The sequence below is a fragment of the Plantactinospora veratri genome, assembly GCF_036421995.1.
Lineage (GTDB): Bacteria > Actinomycetota > Actinomycetes > Mycobacteriales > Micromonosporaceae > Plantactinospora > Plantactinospora veratri.
On the sequence record NZ_JAZGQL010000007.1, the window covers coordinates 19,419 to 42,580 of the forward strand.

The 23,162-nt window shown below is 73.2% G+C and carries 16 protein-coding genes; 8 read left to right on the forward strand and 8 right to left on the reverse strand.

The features are described from left to right. Positions 1-39: 39 nt before the first annotated feature. Entirely contained in the window at positions 40-1,338 is a 1,299-nt protein-coding gene (locus V1634_RS10825) for a DUF58 domain-containing protein (RefSeq protein WP_331207865.1), read from the reverse strand. Between the two features lie 2 nt (positions 1,339-1,340). After that, complete coding sequence (locus tag V1634_RS10830; protein ID WP_107261400.1) at positions 1,341-2,402, reverse strand: AAA family ATPase; 1,062 nt, start codon at positions 2,400-2,402, stop codon at positions 1,341-1,343. Positions 2,403-2,810: 408 nt separating this feature from the next. Here V1634_RS10830 and leuS point away from each other — a divergent pair, with 408 nt between their 5' ends. The 3 genes from leuS (at position 2,811) to V1634_RS10845 (ending at position 8,093) form a co-directional block, all read left to right on the forward strand. After that, complete coding sequence (gene leuS, locus V1634_RS10835) at positions 2,811-5,654, forward strand: leucine--tRNA ligase (protein WP_331207635.1); 2,844 nt, start codon at positions 2,811-2,813, stop codon at positions 5,652-5,654. Between the two features lie 277 nt (positions 5,655-5,931). Continuing rightward, positions 5,932-7,434 (forward strand): pentapeptide repeat-containing protein, encoded by a 1,503-nt coding sequence (locus tag V1634_RS10840; protein WP_331207636.1) that lies wholly within the window; start codon positions 5,932-5,934, stop codon positions 7,432-7,434. After that, positions 7,431-8,093 (forward strand): hypothetical protein, encoded by a 663-nt coding sequence (locus V1634_RS10845; protein ID WP_331207637.1) that lies wholly within the window; start codon positions 7,431-7,433, stop codon positions 8,091-8,093. The genes V1634_RS10840 and V1634_RS10845 overlap by 4 nt, the downstream gene beginning before the upstream one ends. 42 nt (positions 8,094-8,135) lie before the next feature. Here the strand turns inward: V1634_RS10845 and V1634_RS10850 are convergent, their stop codons facing one another. The 6 genes from V1634_RS10850 to V1634_RS10875 all read right to left on the reverse strand — a co-directional run bounded on the left by V1634_RS10850 (position 8,136) and on the right by V1634_RS10875 (position 15,008). Then, positions 8,136-10,379, reverse strand: a complete 2,244-nt coding sequence (locus tag V1634_RS10850; RefSeq protein ID WP_331207638.1) for a xanthine dehydrogenase family protein molybdopterin-binding subunit — start codon at positions 10,377-10,379, stop codon at positions 8,136-8,138. Between the two features lie 13 nt (positions 10,380-10,392). Beyond that, positions 10,393-11,409 carry an FAD binding domain-containing protein gene (locus tag V1634_RS10855; protein ID WP_331207639.1) on the reverse strand — a complete coding sequence of 339 codons (1,017 nt, stop codon included), beginning with the start codon at positions 11,407-11,409 and terminating at the stop codon, positions 10,393-10,395. Further along, positions 11,396-11,851 (reverse strand): (2Fe-2S)-binding protein, encoded by a 456-nt coding sequence (locus V1634_RS10860; protein WP_331207866.1) that lies wholly within the window; start codon positions 11,849-11,851, stop codon positions 11,396-11,398. Before V1634_RS10860 ends, V1634_RS10855 begins: the two co-directional genes overlap by 14 nt. 333 nt (positions 11,852-12,184) lie before the next feature. Then, complete coding sequence (locus tag V1634_RS10865) at positions 12,185-12,925, reverse strand: TVP38/TMEM64 family protein (protein ID WP_331207640.1); 741 nt, start codon at positions 12,923-12,925, stop codon at positions 12,185-12,187. 87 nt (positions 12,926-13,012) lie between these two features. After that, positions 13,013-13,771, reverse strand: a complete 759-nt coding sequence (locus tag V1634_RS10870) for a type 1 glutamine amidotransferase (RefSeq protein WP_331207641.1) — start codon at positions 13,769-13,771, stop codon at positions 13,013-13,015. Beyond that, positions 13,761-15,008, reverse strand: a complete 1,248-nt coding sequence (locus tag V1634_RS10875; protein ID WP_331207867.1) for a Mur ligase family protein — start codon at positions 15,006-15,008, stop codon at positions 13,761-13,763. The genes V1634_RS10870 and V1634_RS10875 overlap by 11 nt, the downstream gene beginning before the upstream one ends. Before the next feature lie 254 nt (positions 15,009-15,262). On the opposite strand from V1634_RS10875, the gene V1634_RS10880 reads away from it, so the two are divergent. From V1634_RS10880 to V1634_RS10900, 5 genes are all read left to right on the forward strand, one after another. Next, positions 15,263-18,139: a DEAD/DEAH box helicase gene (locus V1634_RS10880; protein ID WP_331207642.1), complete on the forward strand. Its 2,877-nt coding sequence runs from the start codon at positions 15,263-15,265 to the stop codon at positions 18,137-18,139. A gap of 332 nt (positions 18,140-18,471) precedes the next feature. Next, positions 18,472-18,903 carry a division/cell wall cluster transcriptional repressor MraZ gene (gene mraZ, locus V1634_RS10885; RefSeq protein ID WP_203868527.1) on the forward strand — a complete coding sequence of 144 codons (432 nt, stop codon included), beginning with the start codon at positions 18,472-18,474 and terminating at the stop codon, positions 18,901-18,903. A gap of 201 nt (positions 18,904-19,104) precedes the next feature. Then, entirely contained in the window at positions 19,105-20,241 is a 1,137-nt protein-coding gene (gene rsmH, locus V1634_RS10890; protein WP_331207643.1) for a 16S rRNA (cytosine(1402)-N(4))-methyltransferase RsmH, read from the forward strand. Continuing rightward, complete coding sequence (locus V1634_RS10895) at positions 20,238-20,897, forward strand: hypothetical protein (protein WP_331207644.1); 660 nt, start codon at positions 20,238-20,240, stop codon at positions 20,895-20,897. Before rsmH ends, V1634_RS10895 begins: the two co-directional genes overlap by 4 nt. Before the next feature lie 4 nt (positions 20,898-20,901). Further along, entirely contained in the window at positions 20,902-23,136 is a 2,235-nt protein-coding gene (locus V1634_RS10900; protein ID WP_331207645.1) for a peptidoglycan D,D-transpeptidase FtsI family protein, read from the forward strand. The last annotated feature ends 26 nt before the right edge of the window (positions 23,137-23,162 follow it).

Below are 23,162 nucleotides of genomic sequence, written 5' to 3' on the forward strand. Positions count from 1 at the left end.
CCGTCCCGCGCGACCGTCACCGCACTCCACCGGCGACGGTCACCGCACTCCACCGGCGACCGTCTCGGCCAGTACGGCCCGCCAGGCGAAGCCCTGCGAGCCCCGGGCCGCCTGCGGCCAGAGCGCCGGCAACTTGCTGCCGTGTTCGACCCCCACCACCCGCCAGCCGCTGCGCATCAGCCCGAGTGCGGCGGCGCCGTGCGCGTGGTTCGCCTCCTCGCGGGCCTGCGGGTTCAGGTTGAGCCAGGTCGAACTGTCCACCAGGAACGCGATGCAGGTCGCGCCGTTGCCACGCAGCCCGGCGAGCAGGTCCGCCTCGGCGGTGGTCAACGTGCCGAGCAGCGCGATGACCAGCCCGCCGTCGGAGCGCTGCCGAACCCGCTCGACCAGCGTAGCCACGTCGCCGCGCTGGCTGAGCCGGACGTCGGCGAGGTAGTCCAGCAGCAGTCCCTCGCCACCGGCGTCGTTCGCGCTGGCGTCGATGCCGGAGTCGCTGACCAGCCGGAGCTTGTAGCCGGCCTGCCGCAGGTGCACGGCGATGCTGGCCACCGCCGAGACCGCCCACTCGAAGCTGGCGGTCGGCCCCTCGCCCCGGTGCGCGAACGCCCGGGTGTCCAACACCACCGTCGCCCGGCTCTCCCAGGGCTGCTCCTCCCGGCGCACCATCAGCTCACCGGTGCGGGCGGTGGACTTCCAGTGCACCCGGCGCAGGTCGTCGCCGCGCCGGTACTCCCGGGTCGCCGCGTCGTCCTCGCCGTGCACCGCCACCGAGCGGGCCCGGCTCTCGCCGGTGCCTGCGTACTCGCCGGCCAGCCGGATCGAGGGGAGCGGGGTGACCTGCGGGATGACGGTGAGCGGGTCGACGCTGGGGAAGGCCCGGGTCAGCTCGCAGAGCCCGAACGGGTCGGTCAGCCGGATCACCAGCGGGCCGACCTCGTAGCGGCCGCGCACGTCGGCCCGGACCGTGTATGCCACCGAGCTGGCCTGGTGCGCGCCGAGGCGTTCCAGCACCACCCGGGGGCGGCTGCCGAGCGCGTACGGCAGCCGGTCCTCCAGCAGCAGCGTCCCGGTCGGCAGCCGGGACATGTTCTGCAACCGGAGCACGACCCGGGAGCTGGCGCCGACCGGCACCCGGTGCGGCTCCAGCGAGCGGCTGCACGCGAGCTTGTAGCGGCTGCGCCCGACGTAGAGGGCGGCGAGCAGCGGCAGTACGCCGAGCAGGATGGCGACCCGGAGCAGGTCCTTCTCGCCGAGGATCAGCGCGGAGATCGCCGCTGCCACGGCGGCGGCGAGGAAGGACCGCCCCCGGGTGGTGAGACCGCGCAGCGCCTCGCGCACCGTCATCGCCTCCGCGGCTCGTACTGCGAGCGCCCGGTGCTGCCGTCGCCGGAGGGTGGCCGGGTGTCGTAGGGGGAGCGCTGCCGCTCGTGCGGCAACGCCAGCCGGTGCACCAGGTCGGAGATGATCGCGTCGGTGGTGCGCCGGGCGAGCTGCGCGTCCGCGGTGGAGATCACCCGGTGCGCCAGCACCGGTACCGCCAGCGCCTGGAGGTCGTCGGGGAGGACGTAGTCACGCCCCTCCAGCGCGGCGACCGCCCGGGCGGTGCGCAGCAGTTGCAGGGTGGCCCGGGGGGAGGCGCCGAGGCGCAGGTCGGGAGCCTCGCGGGTGGCGGTGACCAGGTCGACGGCGTACTGCTTGACGGCGTCGGCGACGTGCACGTCGCGGACGGTGGCGATCAGTTTCCGTACGGTCGCGGCGTCGGAGACCGGCCGCAGCTCGTGGATCGGGTCCCGGCCGCCGTGCACGTCCAGCATGGCCAGCTCGGCACCCGGGTCCGGGTAGCCCATGGCGATCCGGGCGGTGAACCGGTCGCGCTGCGCCTCCGGCAGCGGATAGGTCCCCTCCATCTCGATCGGGTTCTGGGTGGCGATCACCATGAACGGCGTCTGTAGTTCGTAGGTGACGCCGTCGACCGTGACCTGCCGCTCCTCCATGCTCTCCAGCAGCGCGGACTGGGTCTTCGGCGAGGCCCGGTTGATCTCGTCGCCGACCACCAGGTTGGCGAAGACAGCGCCCGGCTTGAACTCGAAGTCGTGCGTCTCCTGGTTGTAGACGCTGACCCCGGTGACGTCGCTGGGCAGCAGGTCGGGAGTGAACTGGATGCGCCGGACCGAGCAGTCGATCGACCGGGCGAGCGCCTTGGCCAGCTTGGTCTTGCCGACGCCCGGTACGTCCTCGATCAGGAGATGGCCCTCGGCCAGCAGGACGGCGAGAGCGAGCCGGACCGTCGCGGTCTTGCCCTCGATGACCTCTTCGATGTTGGCCACGATCGCGTCGCTGGCGGCACGGAACTGGTCGCTCGGCAGCGCGCCGCCCAGTTCGTCCCAGGTCTGTTGAGTCACGGGCCTCCTCCTCGTCGATCACGGCCGCCGCCTATTAAGAGTCGCTGGGCCGGCCGTATGGTTCGCGGGAGAATACGTCCGTCCGGAGTAACCGGATCACCCGCATCACTCAGGCTAACCGCATTCGGCGGGAGAGCCGAGCACACCGGAGAGCCCGGGGGTCGGATCCTCCGACGGTATCGGCTGCGACAGCCCTGCTGGGGGCGCGGTACGATGACCCCGTGCCCAGGGTTCACCTGCTCCTTAGCGAGCCGTGCTGACGCGACAGACAGCGACAGTGCGGCCACCCCTCCTGTGCGAGGGGCTTTTTTGTGCCCGGAGAACGGACCCGGCCCACAGATCTGAATTCGGTGCCCAGCAGCTCGGTCGGCCAGGGCGGGCGACGAGGAGACGTAGCAAGGAGACGACATGACGACCGAGGCAGCCGAACCGGCGGCGGAGATCCCGCCGTTCCGGTACACGGCCGAGCTGGCCGGCGAGATCGAGATCCGCTGGCAGGACCGGTGGGCCGAGCGGGGCACCTTCCGGGCGCCCAACCCGGTCGGGCCGCTGGCCGATCCCGGCCATCCCCGGGCGGACGCGGAGAAGCTGTTCGTGCTGGACATGTTCCCGTACCCGTCCGGGGCGGGGCTGCACGTCGGGCACCCGCTTGGCTACATCGGCACCGACTGCTACGCCCGCTACCAGCGGATGGTCGGGCGGAACGTGCTGCACACGATGGGCTTCGACGCGTTCGGGCTGCCCGCCGAGCAGTACGCGGTGCAGACCGGCACCCATCCCCGGGCCACCACCGAGGCGAACATCGGCTACTTCCGGTCGCAGCTGCGCCGGCTGGGGCTGGGGCACGACGACCGGCGCTCGGTGGCGACCATCGACACCGACTACTACCGCTGGACGCAGTGGATCTTCCTACAGCTCTACAACTCCTGGTACGACACCGCTGCCGCCAGGGCCCGGCCGATCGCCGAGCTGGTGGCCGAGTTCGAGGCGGGCACCCGGGCCACCCCGGACGGCCGGGCGTGGGCCGAGCTGTCCCCGGCCGAGCGGCGGCAGGTCGTCGACGACCACCGGCTGGCGTACGTCTCCGAGGCGCCGGTGAACTGGTGCCCCGGCCTGGGCACGGTGCTGGCGAACGAGGAGGTGACCCCGGACGGCCGCTCCGAGCGGGGCAACTTCCCGGTCTTCAAGCGCAGCCTGAAGCAGTGGATGATGCGGATCACCGCGTACGCCGACCGGCTGATCGACGACCTGGACGCGCTGGACTGGCCCGAGCCGATCAAGCTGCAACAGCGGAACTGGATCGGCCGGTCCACCGGCGCGCACATCGAGTTCCCGACCGCTGTCGCGCCGATCCGGGTCTTCACCACCCGGCCGGACACCGTCTTCGGGGCCACCTACATGGTGCTGGCCCCGGAGCACCCGCTGGTCGAGTCGCTGGCCGGCGACGCCTGGCCCGCGGGGACCCGGGAGGCCTGGACCGGCGGGCAGGCGAGCCCCCGGGCCGCCGTGCACGCCTACCGGAAGGCGGCCGGCGCCAAGACCGACATCGAGCGGCAGGCGGAGAACCGGGAGAAGACCGGCGTCTTCGTCGGGGCGTACGCCACCAACCCGGTGAACGGGGCGCAGATCCCGATCTTCATCGCCGACTATGTACTGGCCGGCTACGGCACCGGTGCGATCATGGCGGTACCCGGACAGGACGAGCGGGACTGGGAGTTCGCCGAGGTCTTCGAGCTGCCGATCGTGCGTACCGTGCAGCCGCCGGAGAACTTCGACGGCAAGGCGTACCCCGGGGAGGGGCTGGCGATCAACAGCGCCGCGCCGGATCGCGGCCCGGACCTGAACGGGCTCTTCGTCGCCGACGCCAAGGCCAGGATCATCGAGTGGCTGGAGGCGAACGGGCACGGCTCCGGCGCGGTCACCTACCGGCTGCGGGACTGGCTGTTCAGCCGGCAGCGCTACTGGGGCGAGCCGTTCCCGATCGTCTACGACGAGCAGGGCGACCCGCACGCGCTGCCCGAGTCGATGCTGCCGGTCGAGCTGCCCGAGGTCGACGACTTCGCGCCGCGCACCTTCGACCCGGACGACGCCGACTCCGACCCGGAGACCCCGCTCTCCCGGCGCAGGGACTGGGTCGAGGTCGAGCTGGACCTGGGCGACGGGCCGAAGCGCTACACCCGGGAGACCAACGTGATGCCGCAGTGGGCCGGCTCCTGCTGGTACGAGCTGCGCTACCTGGACCCGACCAACGCCGGCCGCTTCGTCGACCCGGCCAACGAGGCGTACTGGATGGGCCCGCAGGCGCCCGGCGACCCGGGAGGGGTCGACCTGTACGTCGGCGGCCAGGAGCACGCCGTGCTGCACCTGCTGTACGCCCGCTTCTGGCACAAGGTGCTGTACGACCTGGGCCACGTCTCGTCCTTCGAGCCGTACCGCCGGCTGTACAACCAGGGCATGATCCAGGCGTACGCCTTCCAGGACGAGCGGGGTGGCTACGTCGAGGCCGCCGAGGTGAAGGAGGCCGACGGCCGGTACTACTTCGGCGACCAGCGGGTCACCCGGGTCTACGGCAAGATGGGCAAGTCGCTGCGGAACGTGGTGACCCCGGACGAGATGTGCGAGGCGTACGGCGCCGACACCTTCCGGGTCTACGAGATGTCGATGGGCCCGCTGGAGGTCTCCCGGCCCTGGGAGACCCGGGCGGTGATCGGTGCGTACCGGTTCCTGCAACGGGTCTGGCGGACCATGGTCGACGAGCAGACCGGGCGGCTGCGGGTCACCGACGCCCCGGCCGACGAGCAGACCCGCCGGCTGCTGCACCGGATCATCGACGGGGTTCGGAGTGACCTGGACGGCATCCGGATGAACACGGCGATCGCCAAGCTGATCGAGCTGACCAACGCCCTGACCAGGCTGGAGGCGACGCCCCGCGAGGTGGCCGAGCCGCTGCTGCTGATGCTGTCGCCGTTCGCCCCGCACATCGCCGAGGAGCTGTGGCGGCGGCTGGGGCACGCCGAGTCGCTGGCGTACGAGCCGTTCCCGGTGGCCGACCCGAGCCTGCTGGTCGCCGAGACGGTGACGTACCCGGTGCAGGTCAACGGCAAGGTCCGGGGCCGGGTCGAGGTGCCGGCCGGGGCGACCGAGGAGGAGATCCGGTCCGCCGCGCTGGCGGCGGTCGCCGACCAGCTGGCCGGCCGGGAGCCGCGCAAGGTGATCGTGGTGACCGGCCGGATGGTCAGCGTCGTCGCCTGACCCCCCGGCGGGCACCCGTCTCCGCTACCGGCCGGCGGGTTCGGCGCTACCGGGAAGGGGCTTCCGGTCTTCACCTGGACGCCAGAGGCGTTACGGCAGGGTCGTAGCGCATCTGGCGTCCAGGTGAGCGGTCCTGGGCGAGCGGCTGCCGGCGGCGCCGGGGCGTCGGCGGCGGTCGCAGTTGCCCGCTGCGGCTAAGGTGCGTTCCGGCGCCGGCGCCGGGGCCGGGGCGGCGCCGGCGGCGTGTCGAGGCCGGAGTGGCCGGGGAGGGGCGGGCATGGCGGGTCGGAACCTGGCCGAACACCGGGCGGACCTCGCCGCGCTGGCGGACGCGGAGCCGACGTCGCCCGACCGGCTTCCGGCGGTACGCCGGCTGCTGGCCCGCGCCGACGGCCGCCCCGAACTCCGGCAGCCGGTGGCGGACGCGGTCTGCGAATATCTGCGGGCCACCGGCCCGGCGGATCGTTCGGCGGCGGGGACGGCATGTTCTGAGGACCGGGAGACCGACCCGCGGCGGGCCGCCCTCGACCTGCTCGCCGCCCGGCTGCGCCCCGGCGATCCCGGGCCGTGGCCGGAGATCAGCCTCGACCTGTCCGGTACGACCCTGGTCGACGTCGACCTGCGCGGCTGCGAGCTGGCCGAGGGACGGTTCGCGGACACCCGGTTCGTCGGCATGGCGTCCTTCGAAGGCGCCAACTTCGACGGCGAGGCGCTCTTCCCGCGTACGGTCTTCGAGGGCGACGCCCGGTTCGACCGCGTCCGCTTCGGCGACGAGGCGGTCTTCGGCCGGGCCCGGTTCCGGGGCGCCGCCGGGTTCGCTGGTGCGGAGTTCGGCGGCATCGCCTGGTTCGGGCGGGGCGAGGAGACCCTCTGGGAGGACGACCCGGCCTGGGAGGAAATCGAGGAACTCTCCCCGCTGCCCTGGGACGAGCCGAACGAGACCGATCCGCAGTGGCCGGTCGGCGTGCTGATCGAGGACTACCAGGACTGGGAGGAGGGCGGCGACGGCGCGCGTTTCGCCGGGCCGGTCTCGTTCCGGCGTGCCCGTTTCGCCGGCCCGGCCTGGTTCTACCTGGCCCGGTTCGGTGCGGCGGCCGACTTCCGGGAAGCCGGGTTCACCGCCCGGGTGCACCTGGACCAGCCGGCTGTGGAGCTGACCGGCGCGCACTGGTCCGACGAGAACGACGACGGCTACGGCGAGACCTACTGGCCGCTGGGCTGGGCGGTGCAACCCGGTACCGGCCGGCTGGTGCCGGACGAGGACGTGCGCCCGTACGCCCGGCAACTCGGCGACCCGGACCCCGAGACCCGGCGGGCCGGCCTTCGCCTGCTGGCCGAACTCGGCGATACCCGCCCTGAGCTGCGGGAACGGGTCGTCGACGCGCTCTGCGCCTATCTGCGTACCCCACTGCCGTTCCTGGTCACCGGCGACCTCGACCCCGCCCAGGCCGAGGAGCTGCGGCTGCGCCGGGAGACCCAACAGGTGCTCGCCGAGCGGCTGCGCCCGGCCGCCGAGCCGTACTGGCCGGGGACGAATCTCCAACTCTGCGGCGCCACCCTGGTCGACCTCGACCTGCGCGGCGGCGCGGGCGGATATGCCGAGTTCGTCGGGGCACAGTTCCACGGCTCCACCAGCTTCGCCGACTGCTGCTTCGAGTGGGCCGCCTTCGACCTGGGCGCAGGCAGCGGGTTCGCCACCTTCCACGGCCCGGTCGACCTCACCGGGGCCCGACTCGGTGCCGACGCGCCGCTCGACGATCAGGCGGTTGCCGGTCGGTGATCGCGTCGATCCCGGGGCCGGGTCCGCGATTGCGGGCGAAGTACTGCCTGGCCCTGCGTTCTCCGGTGTCACGCCGATCTGCGGTCGATGCTCTCGTTGATCTGGCTCAGCCACAGGAGCGGCTGCGGAAGGAGCTGAAGTCCAGGCTTCGATCGGCGGCGGACGACAGCCCTGAAACGACAGCCCTCCTGCGGCTGTGCGACGCATGGGGAGTGAAAGCGCTCAAGGTGGCCCTGGCGGTGCTGGCGCGGAAGCGCGATTTCGGCGGCCTTCTCGTGCTGACCGCGTTGGTCTACCACGACCTACGTTTTCTCGACGAGAAACTGGACCACATCTGCTCGATGATTGCCGAGGAGGATCCTGCGACGGTAGACAAGCTCCGTGGTCAGCTTACGTGGGATATCGGTCCGGAACGCCTGATCCTCTTGGGCGACGTTCTCAGAGAATCTACCGTCCCCGACGTCCGGCACGGGGTCTGCCTCGGGTTGTCCTTCGGCTTCTGGTCTTCCCGGTACGAGTGGCCGCCCCTGCCGTCTCAAGAAGACATCTGGATTGCTGAAGCCTATGCGAACCGTCTCGTCCCCGGGCTGGTGACGCTCCTCCGGTCCCAGAGAGCCAGTTCTTCCCGCGTTGCTCGGGAAGTCAACCTGTCAGCCTGAACGCGGACGACGACTCCGACCGACACGACATCGGTCCGCCGTTCAGAGCAGGTCCTCCACGGTGATCGGCAGGTGCCGGATCCGCCGCCCGGTGGCGTGGTGGACGGCGTTGGCGATCGCGGCGGAGGTGCCGACGATGCCGATCTCGCCGACCCCCTTCACGCCGAGCGGGTTCACCACCGCGTCGGGTACCTCGATGGTCTCGACGACCACGTCCGGGACGTCGGCGTTCACCGGTACCAGGTAGTCGGCGAGGTTGGCGTTGGCCCAGCGCCCGGTCTGCGGGTCCATCCGGGTCGCCTCCAGCAGCGCCTGGCTCAGCCCCCAGAGCATGCCGCCCATCAGCTGGCTGTGCGCGGTCTTGCGGTTGAGTACCCGGCCCGGGGCGAAGACGCCGACCAGCCGGCGTACCCGGACCAGGCCGAGGTCGGCGTCGACGGCGACCTCGGCGAACTGCGCGCCGAAGGTGTGCATCGCGTGGTCCGTCATCGGCGGTAGCACCGGCCGCCAGGTGCCGACCGTCTCGACGTCCGGGATGTGGTTCCGGCCGAGCAGCTCGGCGTAGGTCTCGCCGACGTCGGGGCGGTCGCGCAGGCACATCCGGCCGTCCCGGACCACCACCCCGGCCGGGTCGGCGCCGTGCAGCGGGGAGTGCTGGTCGGCCACCGCCTGCCCGACGAGCTGGTCGCGAAGCTGGGTGCAGGCCAGGTGTACCGGCGAACTGGTCGCCCCCGAGCCCGCCGAGCCGACCGCGGAGGCGACGTTCGGCAGGTCGGTGGTGCCGCCGAGGAACCGTACCCGGTCGACCGGCAGGCCGAGGCCGTCCGCCGCGACCTGGGTCATCGCGGTCAGCGCGCCGGTGCCGAACTCCGAGATGCCGGCCTCGACGACCGCGCTGCCGTCGAGGTAGATCCGGGCCCGGGCCCGCTGCGGGCTGATCGGGGCGGCCACCGGATAGGCGGCGGTGGCCATTCCGGTGCCGACCTGCCAGCGTCCCTCCCAGCGGACGCCGGGGGTCGGGTCGCGGTCGGCCCAGCCGAAGAGTTCGGCGCCGCGCTGGTAGCACTCCTTGAGGCCCTTGCTCGACCACGGCTTGCCGGTGTCGGGGTCGACGTCGGCGTGGTTGCGCAGCCGCAGCTCGATCGGGTCGATCCCGGTGGCGTACGCCAGCTCGTCCATCGCGGACTCCAGCGCGAACATCCCGGTCGCCTCGCCCGGCCCCCGGGTGAAGGTCGGGGTGATGGTGTTGCCCCGGGCCAGCCGGTAGCCGCCGGCGTAGCTCGGCGAGGCGTAGGTGATCGCGGCCGACTCCAGGGATGTCTCGGCCCAGTCGTCGAAGTGCGAGGTCAGCGAGATCTTGTCGTGGGTGAACGCGACCAGCCGACCGTCGCGGCCGGCGCCGAGCCGGATCCGCTGCTCCTGTTCCTCCCGGTGCCCGCAGGAGTGGAACATCTGGTCGCGGCTGAGGGTGAGCCGGACCGGCCGGCCGACCTGGCGGGCGGCGAGCGCGGTGAGGGTGACGTGCGGCCAGATCAGTGCCTTGGACCCGAAGCTGCCGCCGACGAAGTGGCTCACCACCCGGACCTGCGTCGGGGCCAGGCCGAGGAGTTCGGCGACGCTGAGCTGGGTGGCGGTCGGCCCCTGGGTCGAGTCGTACACGGTGAGCCGGTCGACGTCGTCCCAGACCACCGTGGTCGTCGACATCTCCAGCGGGTTCTGGTGGTTGGCCGCGAACCCGTACGTCAGGTCGAGGCCCAGTTCGGCGTCGCGCAGCCCCGCCTCCGGATCGCCCCGGGTGGGATTGCGGCCGGGTACCAGCCCGCCGAAGATCCGCTCCGGCTCGTAGCTCTGCTCGCGTACCTGGTCGAGCAGGGTCGCCGACGGTGTCTCGGCGTAGCTGACCTGGACCAGGGTGCCGGCGTACTCGGCCCGCTCGACGGTGTCGGCGACGACGATGGCGACGGGCTGCCCCGCGTAGTGCACCACGTCGTCCTGCATCGGGAAGAAGCTCTGCCCGTGCGCGGCGAGTCCGGCCAGCGACGGGAAGAGCTTCGGCTGGGTGGCGACCCGGGGCAGGTCGAGGTGGGTCAGCACCGCGTACACGCCGTCCGCGACACTGGCCTGCCGGCAGTCGATGCCGATGATCCGGCCGCTCGGCACCCGGGCGCCGACCAGCACCGCGTGGCCGAGGTTGGGCAGGTTCAGCTCCCCGGAGTACCGGGCCGCGCCGGTGACCTTGGCCCGGCCGTCGACCCGGTCGAGGGCGGCCCCGAGCACCGGGCTCATCTGCGCGCTCCGTTCATGGCGGGTTCCCGTCCTCGCTGACCATCCGGGCGTCACCGGTGACCATGCACAGCGCCCGTACGATCGTGCGCCGGCCAAGTTCGATCTTGTACGCGTTCATCCCGTGCGGCACCGCGTCGGCCATTTCCGCCTCGGCCGCCGCCCGGAACGACTCGACGGTGGCCGGGGCGCCGACGAGCACGGACTCGGCCCGGCGGGCCCGCCAGGGTTTGCTGGAGACACCGCCGAGCGCCAGCCGGACGTCGGTGACCACCCCGGCGTCCAGCGAGACGGCGACCGCCGCCGAGGCGAGCGCGAACTCGTACGACTCCCGGTCCCGCACCTTCAGATAGGTCGAGGTACTGGCCATCGACAGCGGCGGGATCTGCACGGCCACCACGAGTTCGCCGTGCGCGATCGGGTGCTCGCGGTCCGGGGTGTCACCGGGGGCGAGATAGAAGTCGTCGGCGAGGATCTCGCGGTGCCCGACCGGCCCCTGGGTGAGCACGACCGCGTCCAGCGCGACCAGCGCGACGGCGAGGTCGGAGGGGTGGGTGGCGATGCAGTGCTCGCTGGTGCCGAGGACGGCGTGGCCACGGTTGACGCCGGTCAGCGCGCTGCACCCGGTGCCGGGTTCGCGCTTGTTGCAGGGCGCCGCCACGTCCCGGAAGTAGCCGCAGCGGGTCCGCTGCATCAGGTTGCCGCCGATCGACGCCATGTTGCGCAGTTGCGGTGAGGCGCCGAGCAGCAGCGCCTGGGAGACCATCGGGAACCGGCGCCGGACCGGCAGGGCCTGGGCGACGTCGCTCATCCGGGCGACGGCGCCGATCCGTACCCCGCCGCCGGGCAGCTCCTCGACCTGCCGCAGCGGCAGGTCGTTGATGTCGACCAGGCGCTTCGCGGGGGCGACGTGGATGCGTTGCAGGTCGACCTCGGTGGTGCCGCCGGCCAGGAAGGTGCTGCCGGGGTCGGCGGCGACGGTCCCGATCGCGGTGGCGACGTCGGCCACCCGGGAGTAGCTAACCGGTCGCATCGGGCCCATCCGTCCCGGCCTCGTCCCGGACCTGCCGGATGGCGGCCCGGATGTTCGGGTACGCCGCGCACCGGCAGATGTTGCCGCTCATCCACTCCCGGATCGTGCCGTCGTCGTCGGCGTGCCCCTCGGCGAGGAACGCCACCGCCGACATGATCTGTCCGGGGGTGCAGTATCCGCACTGGAAGGCGTCCTGGCTGATGAACGCCGACTGCATCGGGTGCAGGTTCACCCCGTCGGAGAGCCCCTCGATCGTGGTGATCTCGCGGGTCTCGCAGGTGATCGCCAGGGTGAGGCAGGCCAGCACCCGCCGCTTGTCGACCCAGACCGTGCAGGCACCGCAGGCGCCCTGGTTGCAGCCCTTCTTCACGCCGGTGAGGTCGAGCCGGTCGCGGAGCGCGTCCAGCAGGCTGACCCGGGGCTCGATCAGGATGTTCCGCATGGTGCCGTTGACGGAGAGCCGGACGACGGTCGCGTTCGGGCCGCGTACGACGGCGGTGTCGGCGACCTCGACCGCACCGGCTGTCTCGGCGTACGACTTCACCCGTCACCTCGCTGACCATCGCTGCGCGGAGATCGCGCCCGGCGGGAACGCCCACCGCCGGGGCCGGGGGTCGCCCGGCCCCGGGGTGAGGCTCGGCCATCCGTCCTCGCGGGCTGCCGCTCCCGGAGGACGGTGGTGCGATCAGCCTATCGACGAAGAGTCCTTATAGGGCAAATACCGCGAAATGCACAATGTGCCGCTAATGCTCTCTGCGGGTGTCCGGGGCGTCGACTACTCCGGGTTCGTCGCCGGGTGGTCGACCCGGGGCTGCCGGTCGCCGGCAGGCCCGGACCCGCGGCCTGCTCCGGCGCGGCGTTCCGCCTGCCACCAGCGCACCGCCAGCACGGCGGTGGCGACCAGGCCCAGTGCGCCCGGGGTGACCGCCAGCCAGTTCACCTCGTCCGGCGAGACCGCCGCCGCACCCACCGCCGCGTAGCCGAACGCCGACGGGGTGGCGGCCAGCACGCTGCCGAACAGGAACGGCGCCAGCCGCGCGCCGGTGGTGCCGTAGCCGTAGCTGACCAGCCCGAACCCGCCGATCGGGATCAGCCGTACGCTGACCACCCCGAGCACGCTCTGCCGGGCGAACCAGCCGTCGAGCCGGGCCAGTCGGCCGCGTACCCGTTCCGCGACGAACTCCCGACCGAGCAGCCGGCCGACCGCGAAGCCGGCGAGCGCGGCGAGCAGGGCGGCGGCCAGCGTGTAGCCGGCACCGAGCAGCGGCCCGAAGATCGCCCCCCAGACCACCGTGATCGCCGTCCGGGGCACCAGCGCGACCAGCAGCAGCGCCCCGCCGCCGATCGCCGCGACCGGTGCCAGCCGGCCGAGCCGGTCGGCCAGCCGGGGCAGCTCGGCCACCTCGGGCCGGGGCGCGAGCAGCAGCACCAGCCCGAAGAGGCCGAGCACCAGGAGCAGTACGGTGAACCGTGCGACCGACCGCTGCCGGAGCAGCCCCCGGACACGTCCGATCACCGAACCTTCGACCTGAACCGCGTGCCGCTCACGCACCGGGTCCGGCCTCGCGGTCCACCGGACCCGGATCCTGAGGTGGCGAAGGGCTCACTGCCGGGCGGCGGCCAGCGCCGCGCTGCGTTCGGCCCGCAGCCGCTCCGACCAGGTGTCGTCCAGCGGCGGTAGCTGCGGCACCCCGATCGCCCAGCGCAGCAGCAGGTCCGCCAGGGCCGGGTTGCGGGCCAGCGCCGGCCCGTGCGAATAGGTGCCGAGCAGCTTGCCCCGCCAGGCACCCTCGGTGTTGCCGTCGTTGCCGATCCCGGTGCTGACCCGGGCCAGCGGGGAGACCCCGGCGCCGAGGTGGGTACGCCCGCCGTGGTTCTCGAAGCCGCTCAGCGGCGGCAGCCCGAGCCGGGGGTCGATGGCACCGGCGATCTCGCCGACCGCCCGGGACGGTCCCCGGTCCGAGTGCAGGTCGAGCAGGTCGAGGCCGGCACACTTGGTGCCCTTGGCGAAGAACGAGCCGCCCAGCAACTGGTAGCCGGCGCAGACCGCGAAGACCACCGAGCCCTGCTCGGCGGCCCGGCGCAGCCCGCCGTCCGCGATCAGCCGCTGCGCGCCCAGCGCCTGCGGGCCGTCCTCGCCGCCACCGAGCAGGTAGATGTCGGCCGAGACCGGCAGCCGCTGGTCGGAACGGATCTCGATGCACTCCACCGGCAGGCCGCGCAGCTCGGCCCGTCGGGCCAGAATCAGCATGTTGCCCCGGTCGCCGTAGGTGGAGAGCAGGTCCGGATAGATCCAGACGATCCGCAGGTTGCTCTCCCCACCGGCCGGGCCGGGCGTGCGGTAGACGGGATCAGTCGACACGGTCCAACTCCGCTCGGATGTCCTGGAACGCCGTGTAGTTGGCGATGACCTCGAGCCGCCCCGGCGGGACGCTCGTGATCGCTTCGGTGAAGGTCCGTACGTGCTGGAACGGCACCCCGTTGATGTCCAGCCGGACCGCGAGGTCGTACGCCCGGTCGCCGGTGATCAGCACCTGCCGCCCGCGCAACGGGGCGAAGTCGACGTCGAACAGCCAGGAGGTGTCCAGCCCGTCGGGATCCCGGGCATTGATCGAGAGCAGTGTCGGCGCCTCCTCGGCCATGTCGAACGCCTCCAGCCAGCTCGCCGGGTTCTTCGCCAGCAGCAGCCGGATCGTCCGGCCGTCCCTGACCACCTGGGCGTACCGGCCGGCGACCGAGGCGACCCCGCCGAGCCGGGACACCGCGTCGGTCGGGCGTACCCCGAACTCGGCGGCCACCGCCAGCGCGGTCGCCGCGTTGCCGAGGTTGACCCGGCCGGGCAGTTGCAGGACCACCTTGTGCCAGTCACCGGCCGGGTCGACCACGCCGTCGTCCTCGACCACCCACTGTGGCTCGGGCCGGCGCAGCCAGCAGCCGGTGCACCACCACTGGTCGGCCAGCCGCTCGATCGGGGAGCCGCACTCGGGGCAGACCCAGGAGTCGTCGTGCCAGCGCTGGCCGGCGCTGAACCAGGTGACCGGTGCCGGGGTCAGCTCCGGGCTGCGGGTCGCCGGCGGGGTCGCCGCCCAGACCACCATCGGGTCGTCGGCGTTGGCGACCACCCGTACCGACGGGTGCCGGACCAGCGCGGCCCGCCAGAGCTGGGCCATCATCGCCACTTCCTTGGCCCGGTCGAGCTGGTCCCGGGAGAGGTTGAGCAGTGCCACCACCCGTGGCTCGGTCGCCTCCAGCACCTGGGCCAGGTAGTGCTCGTCGACCTCCAGCACGGCATAGGGAGTGCTGCCGGCCTTGGCCAGCGCCGAGGTGTGTCCGGTGGGCATGTTCGCCCCGAACGAGTTGGTCGCCACCCGGCCGAGTACGCCGACCGCCGCCGCGGTCAGCCGGGTGGTGGTCGTCTTGCCGTTGGTGCCCGACACCAGCGCGATGGCCCGGCCGGACGACAGGTGGGCCAGGAGATCAGGATCGATCTTGAGACCGATCCACCCGCCGATCACCGAGCCGTCGCCCCGGCCGGCAGCCCGGGACAGGGCCGCGGCGGTCCGCGATACCGAACTGGCCACCTTCGCCCGGAGAGGCATCTTCCCGTCCGTCACGCGAGCGAGGTTACCGGACGGCGCCGGGTGGGTGACCGGCGCACGAAAGTACCGGACGACCCGGGACGCGGTCGGCGACCGGCCGGGTCCCGCCGGACCGGCCCGGAGCGTGTCCACCGGCCCCGGATGCCGGCGACCGGGGTCTGCGCGACCTGCTTGTCCGTACCGGTCGCGCAACTGCCCGGCGACCCGACCGAGGCCCGACCCGGGGCGTACCCGGTTGCTACGCTCGGCTGCCGATGAGCCCCTCCGTCGCGTCCGTGCTGCGGGCCCTGGCCGACCTCGCCCCGGCCGCCCCCGAGCGGGTGCTCGACGTGACCCGTCCCGGCCAGCCGTTGATCTGGCTGGCCGATCCCGACTCCTGCCGGCAGTCCCGCGAGGTGGACCGGCTGGCCGCGGCCGATCTGCTGCACCGCGACGTTCGCACCCTGCGCCGGGGCTGGGGCCTGGTCGCCGGGGTGGTCGAGACCGGCGGCGTTACCCGGAAGGTGCGGTTCCCACTGCTCAGCGAGCCGGTCCGGCTGGAGCGGACGCTGCGCGGATATCGGGTCGTCCCGGCCGGGGATTTGGAGATCACCCCGCTGGTCGAGGACCGCGACCTGGCCGCCCGGCTGGAGGTGGCGCCGGGGCTGGGCGGCCCCGGGTGGCTGGCCAGTACCGGCGGCGAGGAGTGGTTGCGCACCGTCGCCCGGGCCGCCGGCCTGTCGGTACGCGAGTTCGACCGGGTCCGGCGTACCGGTCGGGCGAGCTTTCCGGCCCGGCCGCCGGTGCTCTACGTCTCGGCGGTGCTGTTCAGCGTGCGGGACGTCGCCGGACTGGCGCTCGGTGACCGGCTGCGCGCCTGGGCCGCCCGCCCCGGCGTCGAGTCGACCGCCCTGGCCGTGGTGTATGGCACCGCCGCCCCGGACGCCCCCGGCCCGGCCGACGCCGCCGGGCCGGTCGACTCCCCGCTGCCGTTGAACGAGGCCCAGACCGAGGTGGTACGCCGGGTCCGGCACCAGCCGGTGACCGTGGTCTCCGGTCCGCCCGGCAACGGGAAGAGCCACGCGGTGGTCGCCGCCGCACTGGACGTGGTGGACCGGGGCGGGAGCGTACTGGTCGTCACCCAGTCGGCGCACGCCGCCGACGTACTCGGCGAACTGCTGGAGCGCTATCCCGGCCCGCGACCGGTGCTCTTCGGCGACGCGGAACGCCGGTCCGCGCTGGCGACCTCGCTGGAGCTGACCGTCGACACGGAGGTGACGGCGGCGACCCTGGAGGCGGACCGGGCCGCCGTGGCCGAGGCGGCGGCCGAGGTCGAGCGGGTGACCGGCCAGCTCACCGAGCTGCTCGACCTGGAGCTGCTGGCCGGCGAGGCCGAGCGCTGGGCGCCGGTGGTGGGTGGGCTGCGACTCGACGTACCCGGTGCCTTCGAACCCGGCGCGGACCTGGCGGCGGCGGCCCGGGCGGCCGGCGGGGTCCGAGCCTCGGCCGATGCCTGGTGGCGGCGCTGGCTGCCGGGACCGCCCGGTCGCCTGCTGCGCCGCCGGCTGGGCGCGGCCCGGACGGTGCCGCTGGATCGGCTCGACGACGCGATCGCGGCGGCCCGGGCGGAGGTGGCGTCGGCGCGGTTGGCGACGGTCGGCGGGGTGGACCCGGGTCCGCTCTGGCCGGAGCTGGCGGCGGCACGGCAGCGGTTGTCGGCGGCGCTCGGCACCGCGATGCGGCATCGCAGCCGCGGCCCGCACCGGTGGGACCCGGCCGGCCGCCGCAGCGCGGCCGCGCTGGCCGGTGCGCTGCGGGCCGGTCGCAACCGGCGCCGGGAACTCCTCGCCGAACTGAGCGGGGAGTCGCTGGTCCGGGCGCTGCCGCTCTGGATCGGTACGGTCACCGACGTCGAGGAACTGCTGCCGCCGATCGCCGGGCTCTTCGACCTGGTGATCATGGACGAGGCGTCGCACACCGACCAGATCCGGGCGGCGCCGGCCCTGGCCCGGGCCCGCCGGGCGCTGGTGGTGGGCGATCCCCGGCAACTGCGGTTCGTCTCGTTCGTCGCCGACGTCGACGTGGCGGCGACCCTGCGGCGGTACGGCCTGGACAACCGGGTCGACGTACGCCGGGTGAGCGCCTTCGACCTGGCCGCCGGGGCCGCCCCGGTCAGCTGGCTGGACGAGCACTACCGCTGCGCCCCGCACCTGATCGAGTTCTCCGCGCACCGCTTCTACGACGACCGCATCGCGGTGGCCACCCGGCATCCGGGCAACGAGACGGCGGACGTGATCGACGTGCTGGCGGTGCCGGCGGAGCCCACCGAGGCCGGGGTGAACCGGGCCGAGGTGGCGGCGGCGGTGGCCGAGGTCCGCCGGCTGGCCGAGGCGGGCCGGGTCGGGATCGGGGTGATCACCCCGTTCCGGGCCCAGGCCGACGCGCTGGAATCGGCGCTGGTGGCGGCGTTTCCGGTGACCGAGATCGAGCGGCTCGGGCTGCGGGTCGGCACCGTCCACTCGTTCCAGGGCAGCGAGGCGGAGACCGTGATCGTGTCGCTGGCGGTGACCGATCCGGTCCCCGCCGGGCGGCGGCGGTTCCTGACCGACCCGAACCTTTTCAACGTGATGGTCACCCGGGCCCGGCGCCGGATGGTGGTGTTGACCTCGCAGTCCGCCCCGAACGGCCTGCTCGGCGACTATCTGCGGTACGCGGCGCTGCCGCCGGAGCCGCGCGGCGAGCCGGTCGCCGTCGCGGCCACGCTCGCCGCCGGTCCGGTCGCCGTCGCCACCAGGTCCGCCGGCCCGGTGGACGGCAGCGCCCCGGAGTCCGGGTGGGCGCGGGCCGGCGTCGCGCCGGCCCCGTCGTCGGAGGTGGACGGCTGGCCTGGTGAGTTGGGCGTGGAGCTGGCCCGGATCGGGCTGCCGGTCCGGCGCCGCTATCCGGTCGGGCGCTGGACGGTGGATCTCTGCGTCGGTACCGGTGGGTCGGCGATCGGGCTGAACTGTGTCGCCCATCCGGCCGGCCCGGCGGCGCACATCGCCCGGCACCGGGCGCTGGTCCAGGCCGGCTGGGTGGTGATCGACGCGTTCGCCAGCCGGTGGGGCGGAGATCCGGTCCGTGCCGCCCTGGACGTGGCGGCCCGCCGTTGATTTTTCCTCCACCTCCCTCTCCACTCCGCTCCACCGGGGGCGTCGGGGTGCCCGGATGGGTCGGAAAAAACCTCTATATCCGGGCGTCGTACTACCGGCGTACCGCTGTCGGATAGCGGACCTTCGCGCCGGGAGGCCCATTTCCCTCCACCGCCGGCCACCCCATCTGACGTGCGGTTTCATCCGGCGGACAGCCGGTCTTTCCGGGCGATTCCGGTTGCGGGTGGAGGGAAGTGGAGTAGAGTGGGGCGCGATGGGGGGCCAGGAGGGCCCGCCGGCCCGGGGGGCAGCGGCGCCGCGAACGCCGCTGGTAGGGCGAGGGGGTTGGGCCGGTGTTTCTCGGCACGCACACCCCGCGCCTGGACGACAAGGGCCGGCTGATCCTTCCGGCCAAGTTCCGGGACGAGCTGGCGGGAGGTGTCGTGATCACCAAAGGGCAGGAGCGCTGCCTCTACGTCTTCCCGATGCCCGAGTTCCAGCGGATCGCGGGGCAGTTGCGCGAGCAGCCGATGACGCACAAGGCGGCCCGGGCCTACAGCCGGGTCTTCTTCGCCAGCGCGCACGACGAGATCCCGGACAAGCAGGGTCGGGTCACCATCCCGATCCACCTGCGGGAGTACGCCGCGCTGGACCGTGAGCTGGTGGTGATCGGGGCGAGCACCCGGGTGGAGATCTGGGACAAGCGGGCCTGGGAGACCTACCTCTCGGAGAGCGAAGAGGACTTCGCCGACATCGAGGAGGGGGTGCTGCCCGGCGGACTGTAGGGCGGCGCGTGCCGACGCCCGACGTACTGCGAGATCTCCACCCGCTCGAGGTTCCTGGCGCCTCTTCCCCGGTGCCAGGCGCGATCCTCCGAAGGTCCGAAGGTCGGCCCGGAGGAGCAGAGCGGATGGGGATCTGGCGGTACGACGAGCGCGACAGATACCGGGCACGTCCGGACGAGACAGGGTTCACTGGGGGTCGACATGGGGGAGCTACGCGGTACGCACGTGCCGGTGCTGCTTGAGCGATGTCTCGAGCTGCTCGCCCCCGCCCTGGACCGAGCCGACGACCGGACGACCGTGTACGTCGACGCCACCCTCGGGCTGGCCGGGCACGCCGAGGCGGTGCTCGCCGCGCATCCGCGCACCGTCCTGATCGGACTCGACCGGGACACCGAGGCGCTGGCACACGCGCGGGCCCGGCTCGACCGGTACGCCGACCGGATCCACCTGGTGCACGCGGTCTACGACGAGCTGCCCGAGGTGCTGGAGCGGCTCGGCCACGACCGGGTGGACGGAGTGCTGTTCGACCTGGGCGTCTCCTCGCTGCAACTCGACGCGCCCGATCGCGGGTTCGCCTACGCGCAGGACGCGCCGCTGGACATGCGGATGGACCAGTCGGCCGGTACGACCGCCGAGGAGGTCGTCAACGGCTACTCGCACGGCGAGTTGGCCCGGGTGCTCCGGGTCTACGGCGAGGAGCGGTTCGCCGGCCGGATCGCCTCGGCGATCGTCCGGGAGCGGGAGCGCAACCGGCTCACCTCGTCGGCCCGGTTGGCGGAACTGGTCAGGGAGGCCATCCCGGCACCAGCCCGACGAACCGGCGGACATCCGGCCAAGAGGACGTTTCAGGCTTTACGGATCGAGGTAAACCGGGAACTGGCCGCGCTGGAAACGGCGCTGCCGGCCGCCCTGGACGCACTGTCCGTGGGCGGTCGCGCGGTGGTGCTGTCCTACCACACCCTGGAGGACCGGATCACCAAGCAGGTGTTCGCCGGGCGTGCCCGGAGCACCGGGCCGGTCGACCTCCCGGTCGAACTGCCCGGTACCGGGCCGATGCTGCGGCTGCTCAGCCGGGGAGCTGAGCTGCCGGGCGAGGCGGAGGTCCAGGCCAACCCGCGGGCCGCATCGGTGCGGCTGCGGGCGGCCGAACGGATCGAGCGGGACGGCGGTACGAGTACGACGACGAGGCGGGCCAGCCGCGAACGGCCCGGGCGAGTCGTCGGGGCAACAGGTCCGGCCGGTGCGGGGGCACCGGGCGGATCCGACGGAGCGCGACGGGACATGTCGCTGCCGGCATCCGACGGCGGCGGCACGACAGTACAGGGGGAGGGAAGATGAACGTCAACAAGCGCGAGCGCCGGGAACAGCCCGACGCGACGCGCGACGCGCAGCAGCGCACACCGCGGTCGGGGGGCCGGACCACGGTGCAGCGGGCGCAGCGGGCGGGCGGCGGCCGGTCGAACCCGGCGTCGGAAGCCCAGGTGCGGGGGGCACGACGGTATCCGACCCAGGGCAGTGCCGCGCTGCGGGAGCAGGACTGGGAGCAGCCGGCGGTGCGGGTCTGGGACAGCTCCGAGGAGCGGCCGGAGGGGGCATCCGAGTCGGCGACGCCGGCCCGGCGCTCCCGGCTCCGGGTGGCGCCACCGCTGCCGGTGGCCCGACCCCGGGTCTCCTTCGTGGTGCTGATCCTGGTGCTGGTGGTCGGCGGGATGCTCGGCATCCTGGTGGTCAACAGCAAGGTCAACGAGAACGCGTTCCGGCTGGAACGGCTGCAACAGCAGCAGTCCACGTTGGACATCCAGGAACAGGAGCTGAAGCAGAAGATCGCCGACGCCGAGGTGCCGGGCAACCTCACCGCCCGGGCCCGCCAACTCGGCCTGGTCGACGCGGGGCCGCCCGCCTTCATCCGGCTGCCCGACGGCCGGGTGATCGGGGTGCCGCAACCGGCCGGCGGCGAGCCGGCGATCACCAGCCAGCAGGGCGCCGGGGGATGACCCGGTGACGCCGCGGTCCGACGAGCCGCGCCGGGACGCTTCGGTGTCCCGGCGCGGCTCGTCGCGTGCCGGCCGGGACCCCGAACGCGGCGCCGAGCAGGGCGGCCGGTCCGGCTCCGGGCTGGGCGGCATCTCCGACGCACGGGCCTACACCCCGCGCGGGCGGACCGTGCGGGACACCCCGGAACTGCGGCGTACGCCCGGATCCGTCGGCGGCTCCGCTGAGCAGGGCGGCCGGTCCCGGCGTACCCCCAGAACCGGACGGTCGGCCGACCCGTTCCGGCCGGCGTTGCAGGTGCTCGACGGCGGCCGTGCCGGCGCGACCCGGACCGGCCGGCGCAGCGCGCCGACCGGCACCGGCCGCACCATCACCCCGCGCCCGGTCCGGGGCGCCGACGTCGCCAAGCCGGTCCGGCGGCGAACGCCCGACCCGGCCGGCGGCCCGAACCGGACGCCCGCCGGGGCGCCCGCCCGCCGCCCGGCCCGGCGACCCCGCCGGCCACCCCGACTGGCCGACGCGCACCGGCGACTGAGACTCGGCACGCTGCTCGCGCTCGCCATGTTCACCACCATCGGCATCCGGCTGGTCGCGCTCCAGGTCGTCGACGCCCCGGAGTACGACGGCGGCGGCGTCGGCGACCGGCTGCGCACCGTCGTCCTGCCCGCCCCCCGGGGAGCCATCTACGACCGCTCCGGGGCGGCGCTGGCGCAGAGCGTCGAGGCCCGCTACGTCTACGCCGACCCGGAACTCGTCGACGACCCGGTCCGGACCGCCGCGGCGCTCTCGCCGAGGCTCGGCATCCCCGCCTCGAAACTGGCCGAGGAGATGCGCAAGCGGAAGCGGCCGGACGGACGCCCGTCAAACTTCGAATACCTGGCCCGCAGCGTCGAGGTCGCCACCGCCGAGAAGATCATGGATCTGAACCTGGCCGGCATCGGCACCGGGCGGGACGAGCGGCGCGAGGTCCCCGGCGGCGACCTGGCCGCCAACCTGCTCGGCTTCACCAGCCAGGACCGGGTCGGCCTGGAGGGGATCGAGGCCCGCTACGACGAGCTGCTGCGCGGCGTGAACGGCGAGCGGGAGTACGAGGTCGGCAAGGGGGAACTGGCCGCCGAGATCCCCGGCGGCTACAGCAGGGTCACCCCGGCCCGGCCGGGCAGCTCGCTGCAACTCACCATCGACCGGGACCTCCAGTTCATGGTGCAGCGGATCCTCGCCAAGCGGATGCAGGAGGTCAACGGCACCACCGGGGCGGCCGTGGTGCTCGACGTACGCACCGGCGAGGTGCTGGCCCAGGCGAGCTATCCGACCTACGACGCCGCCGACTGGCGGAAATACAAGGCCAGCGACCGCAACGACGCGGCCACCAGCTTCGTGGTCGACCCCGGATCGGTGCACAAGGCCATCGTCTTCGGCGCCGGGCTGGAGGAAGGGGTGATCACCCCGGAGACCGCCTGGCCGACGCCGTCCAGCATCCGCAAGGGTGACCAGCCGTTCCGGGACACCCACCCGGTGCAGGGCCGCAAGCTCAGCGTCGCCGGCATGCTCGGGTTCTCCTCCAACGTCGGCACCATCCGGGTCGCCGACAGGCTCGGCGCGGAGAAACTCTACGAGTACCAGCTCCGGTTCGGGCTGGGCCGGCCGACCGGGGAAGGGGTGCTCGGCGAGGCGTCCGGCCGGGTGCTCAAACCGTCGGAATACAGCGGCTCGACGTACGGGTCGGTGCCGATCGGGCACAGCGTCGACGTCACGCCGTTGCAGATGGCCGCCGCGTACGCCGCGATCGCCAACGACGGCACCTGGATCCAGCCGCACCTGGTACGTGAGATCATCGGCCCGGACGGCAAGCGGAAGCAGGTACCCGCACCGCAGACCCGGCAGGTGCTCCGGCCGGAGACCGCCGCCGCGCTGCGTACCCTGCTGGAGGCGCCGGTGACCATCGAGGGCGGCACGGCCAGACAGGCGGCGATCGAGGGTTACCGGGTCGCCGGCAAGACCGGCACCGGATCGCGGGTGGTCGACGGCCGGTACGCCCCCGGCGAGGTCGCCTCCTTCATCGGGATGGACCAGGCGGACGACCCGCGCTACGTCATCGCGGTCTTCGCGCACACTCCGTCCGGCGGCGGCGGAGACGTCTCCGCACCGGCCTTCAAGGAGATGATGGAGTTCGTACTTGCGCACTATCGGGTGCCCGCCACCGGCACCCCGCCACCCAAGTTCGTCGTCTATCCGCGCTGACCTGCCGAAACGGGACATCATCGGTG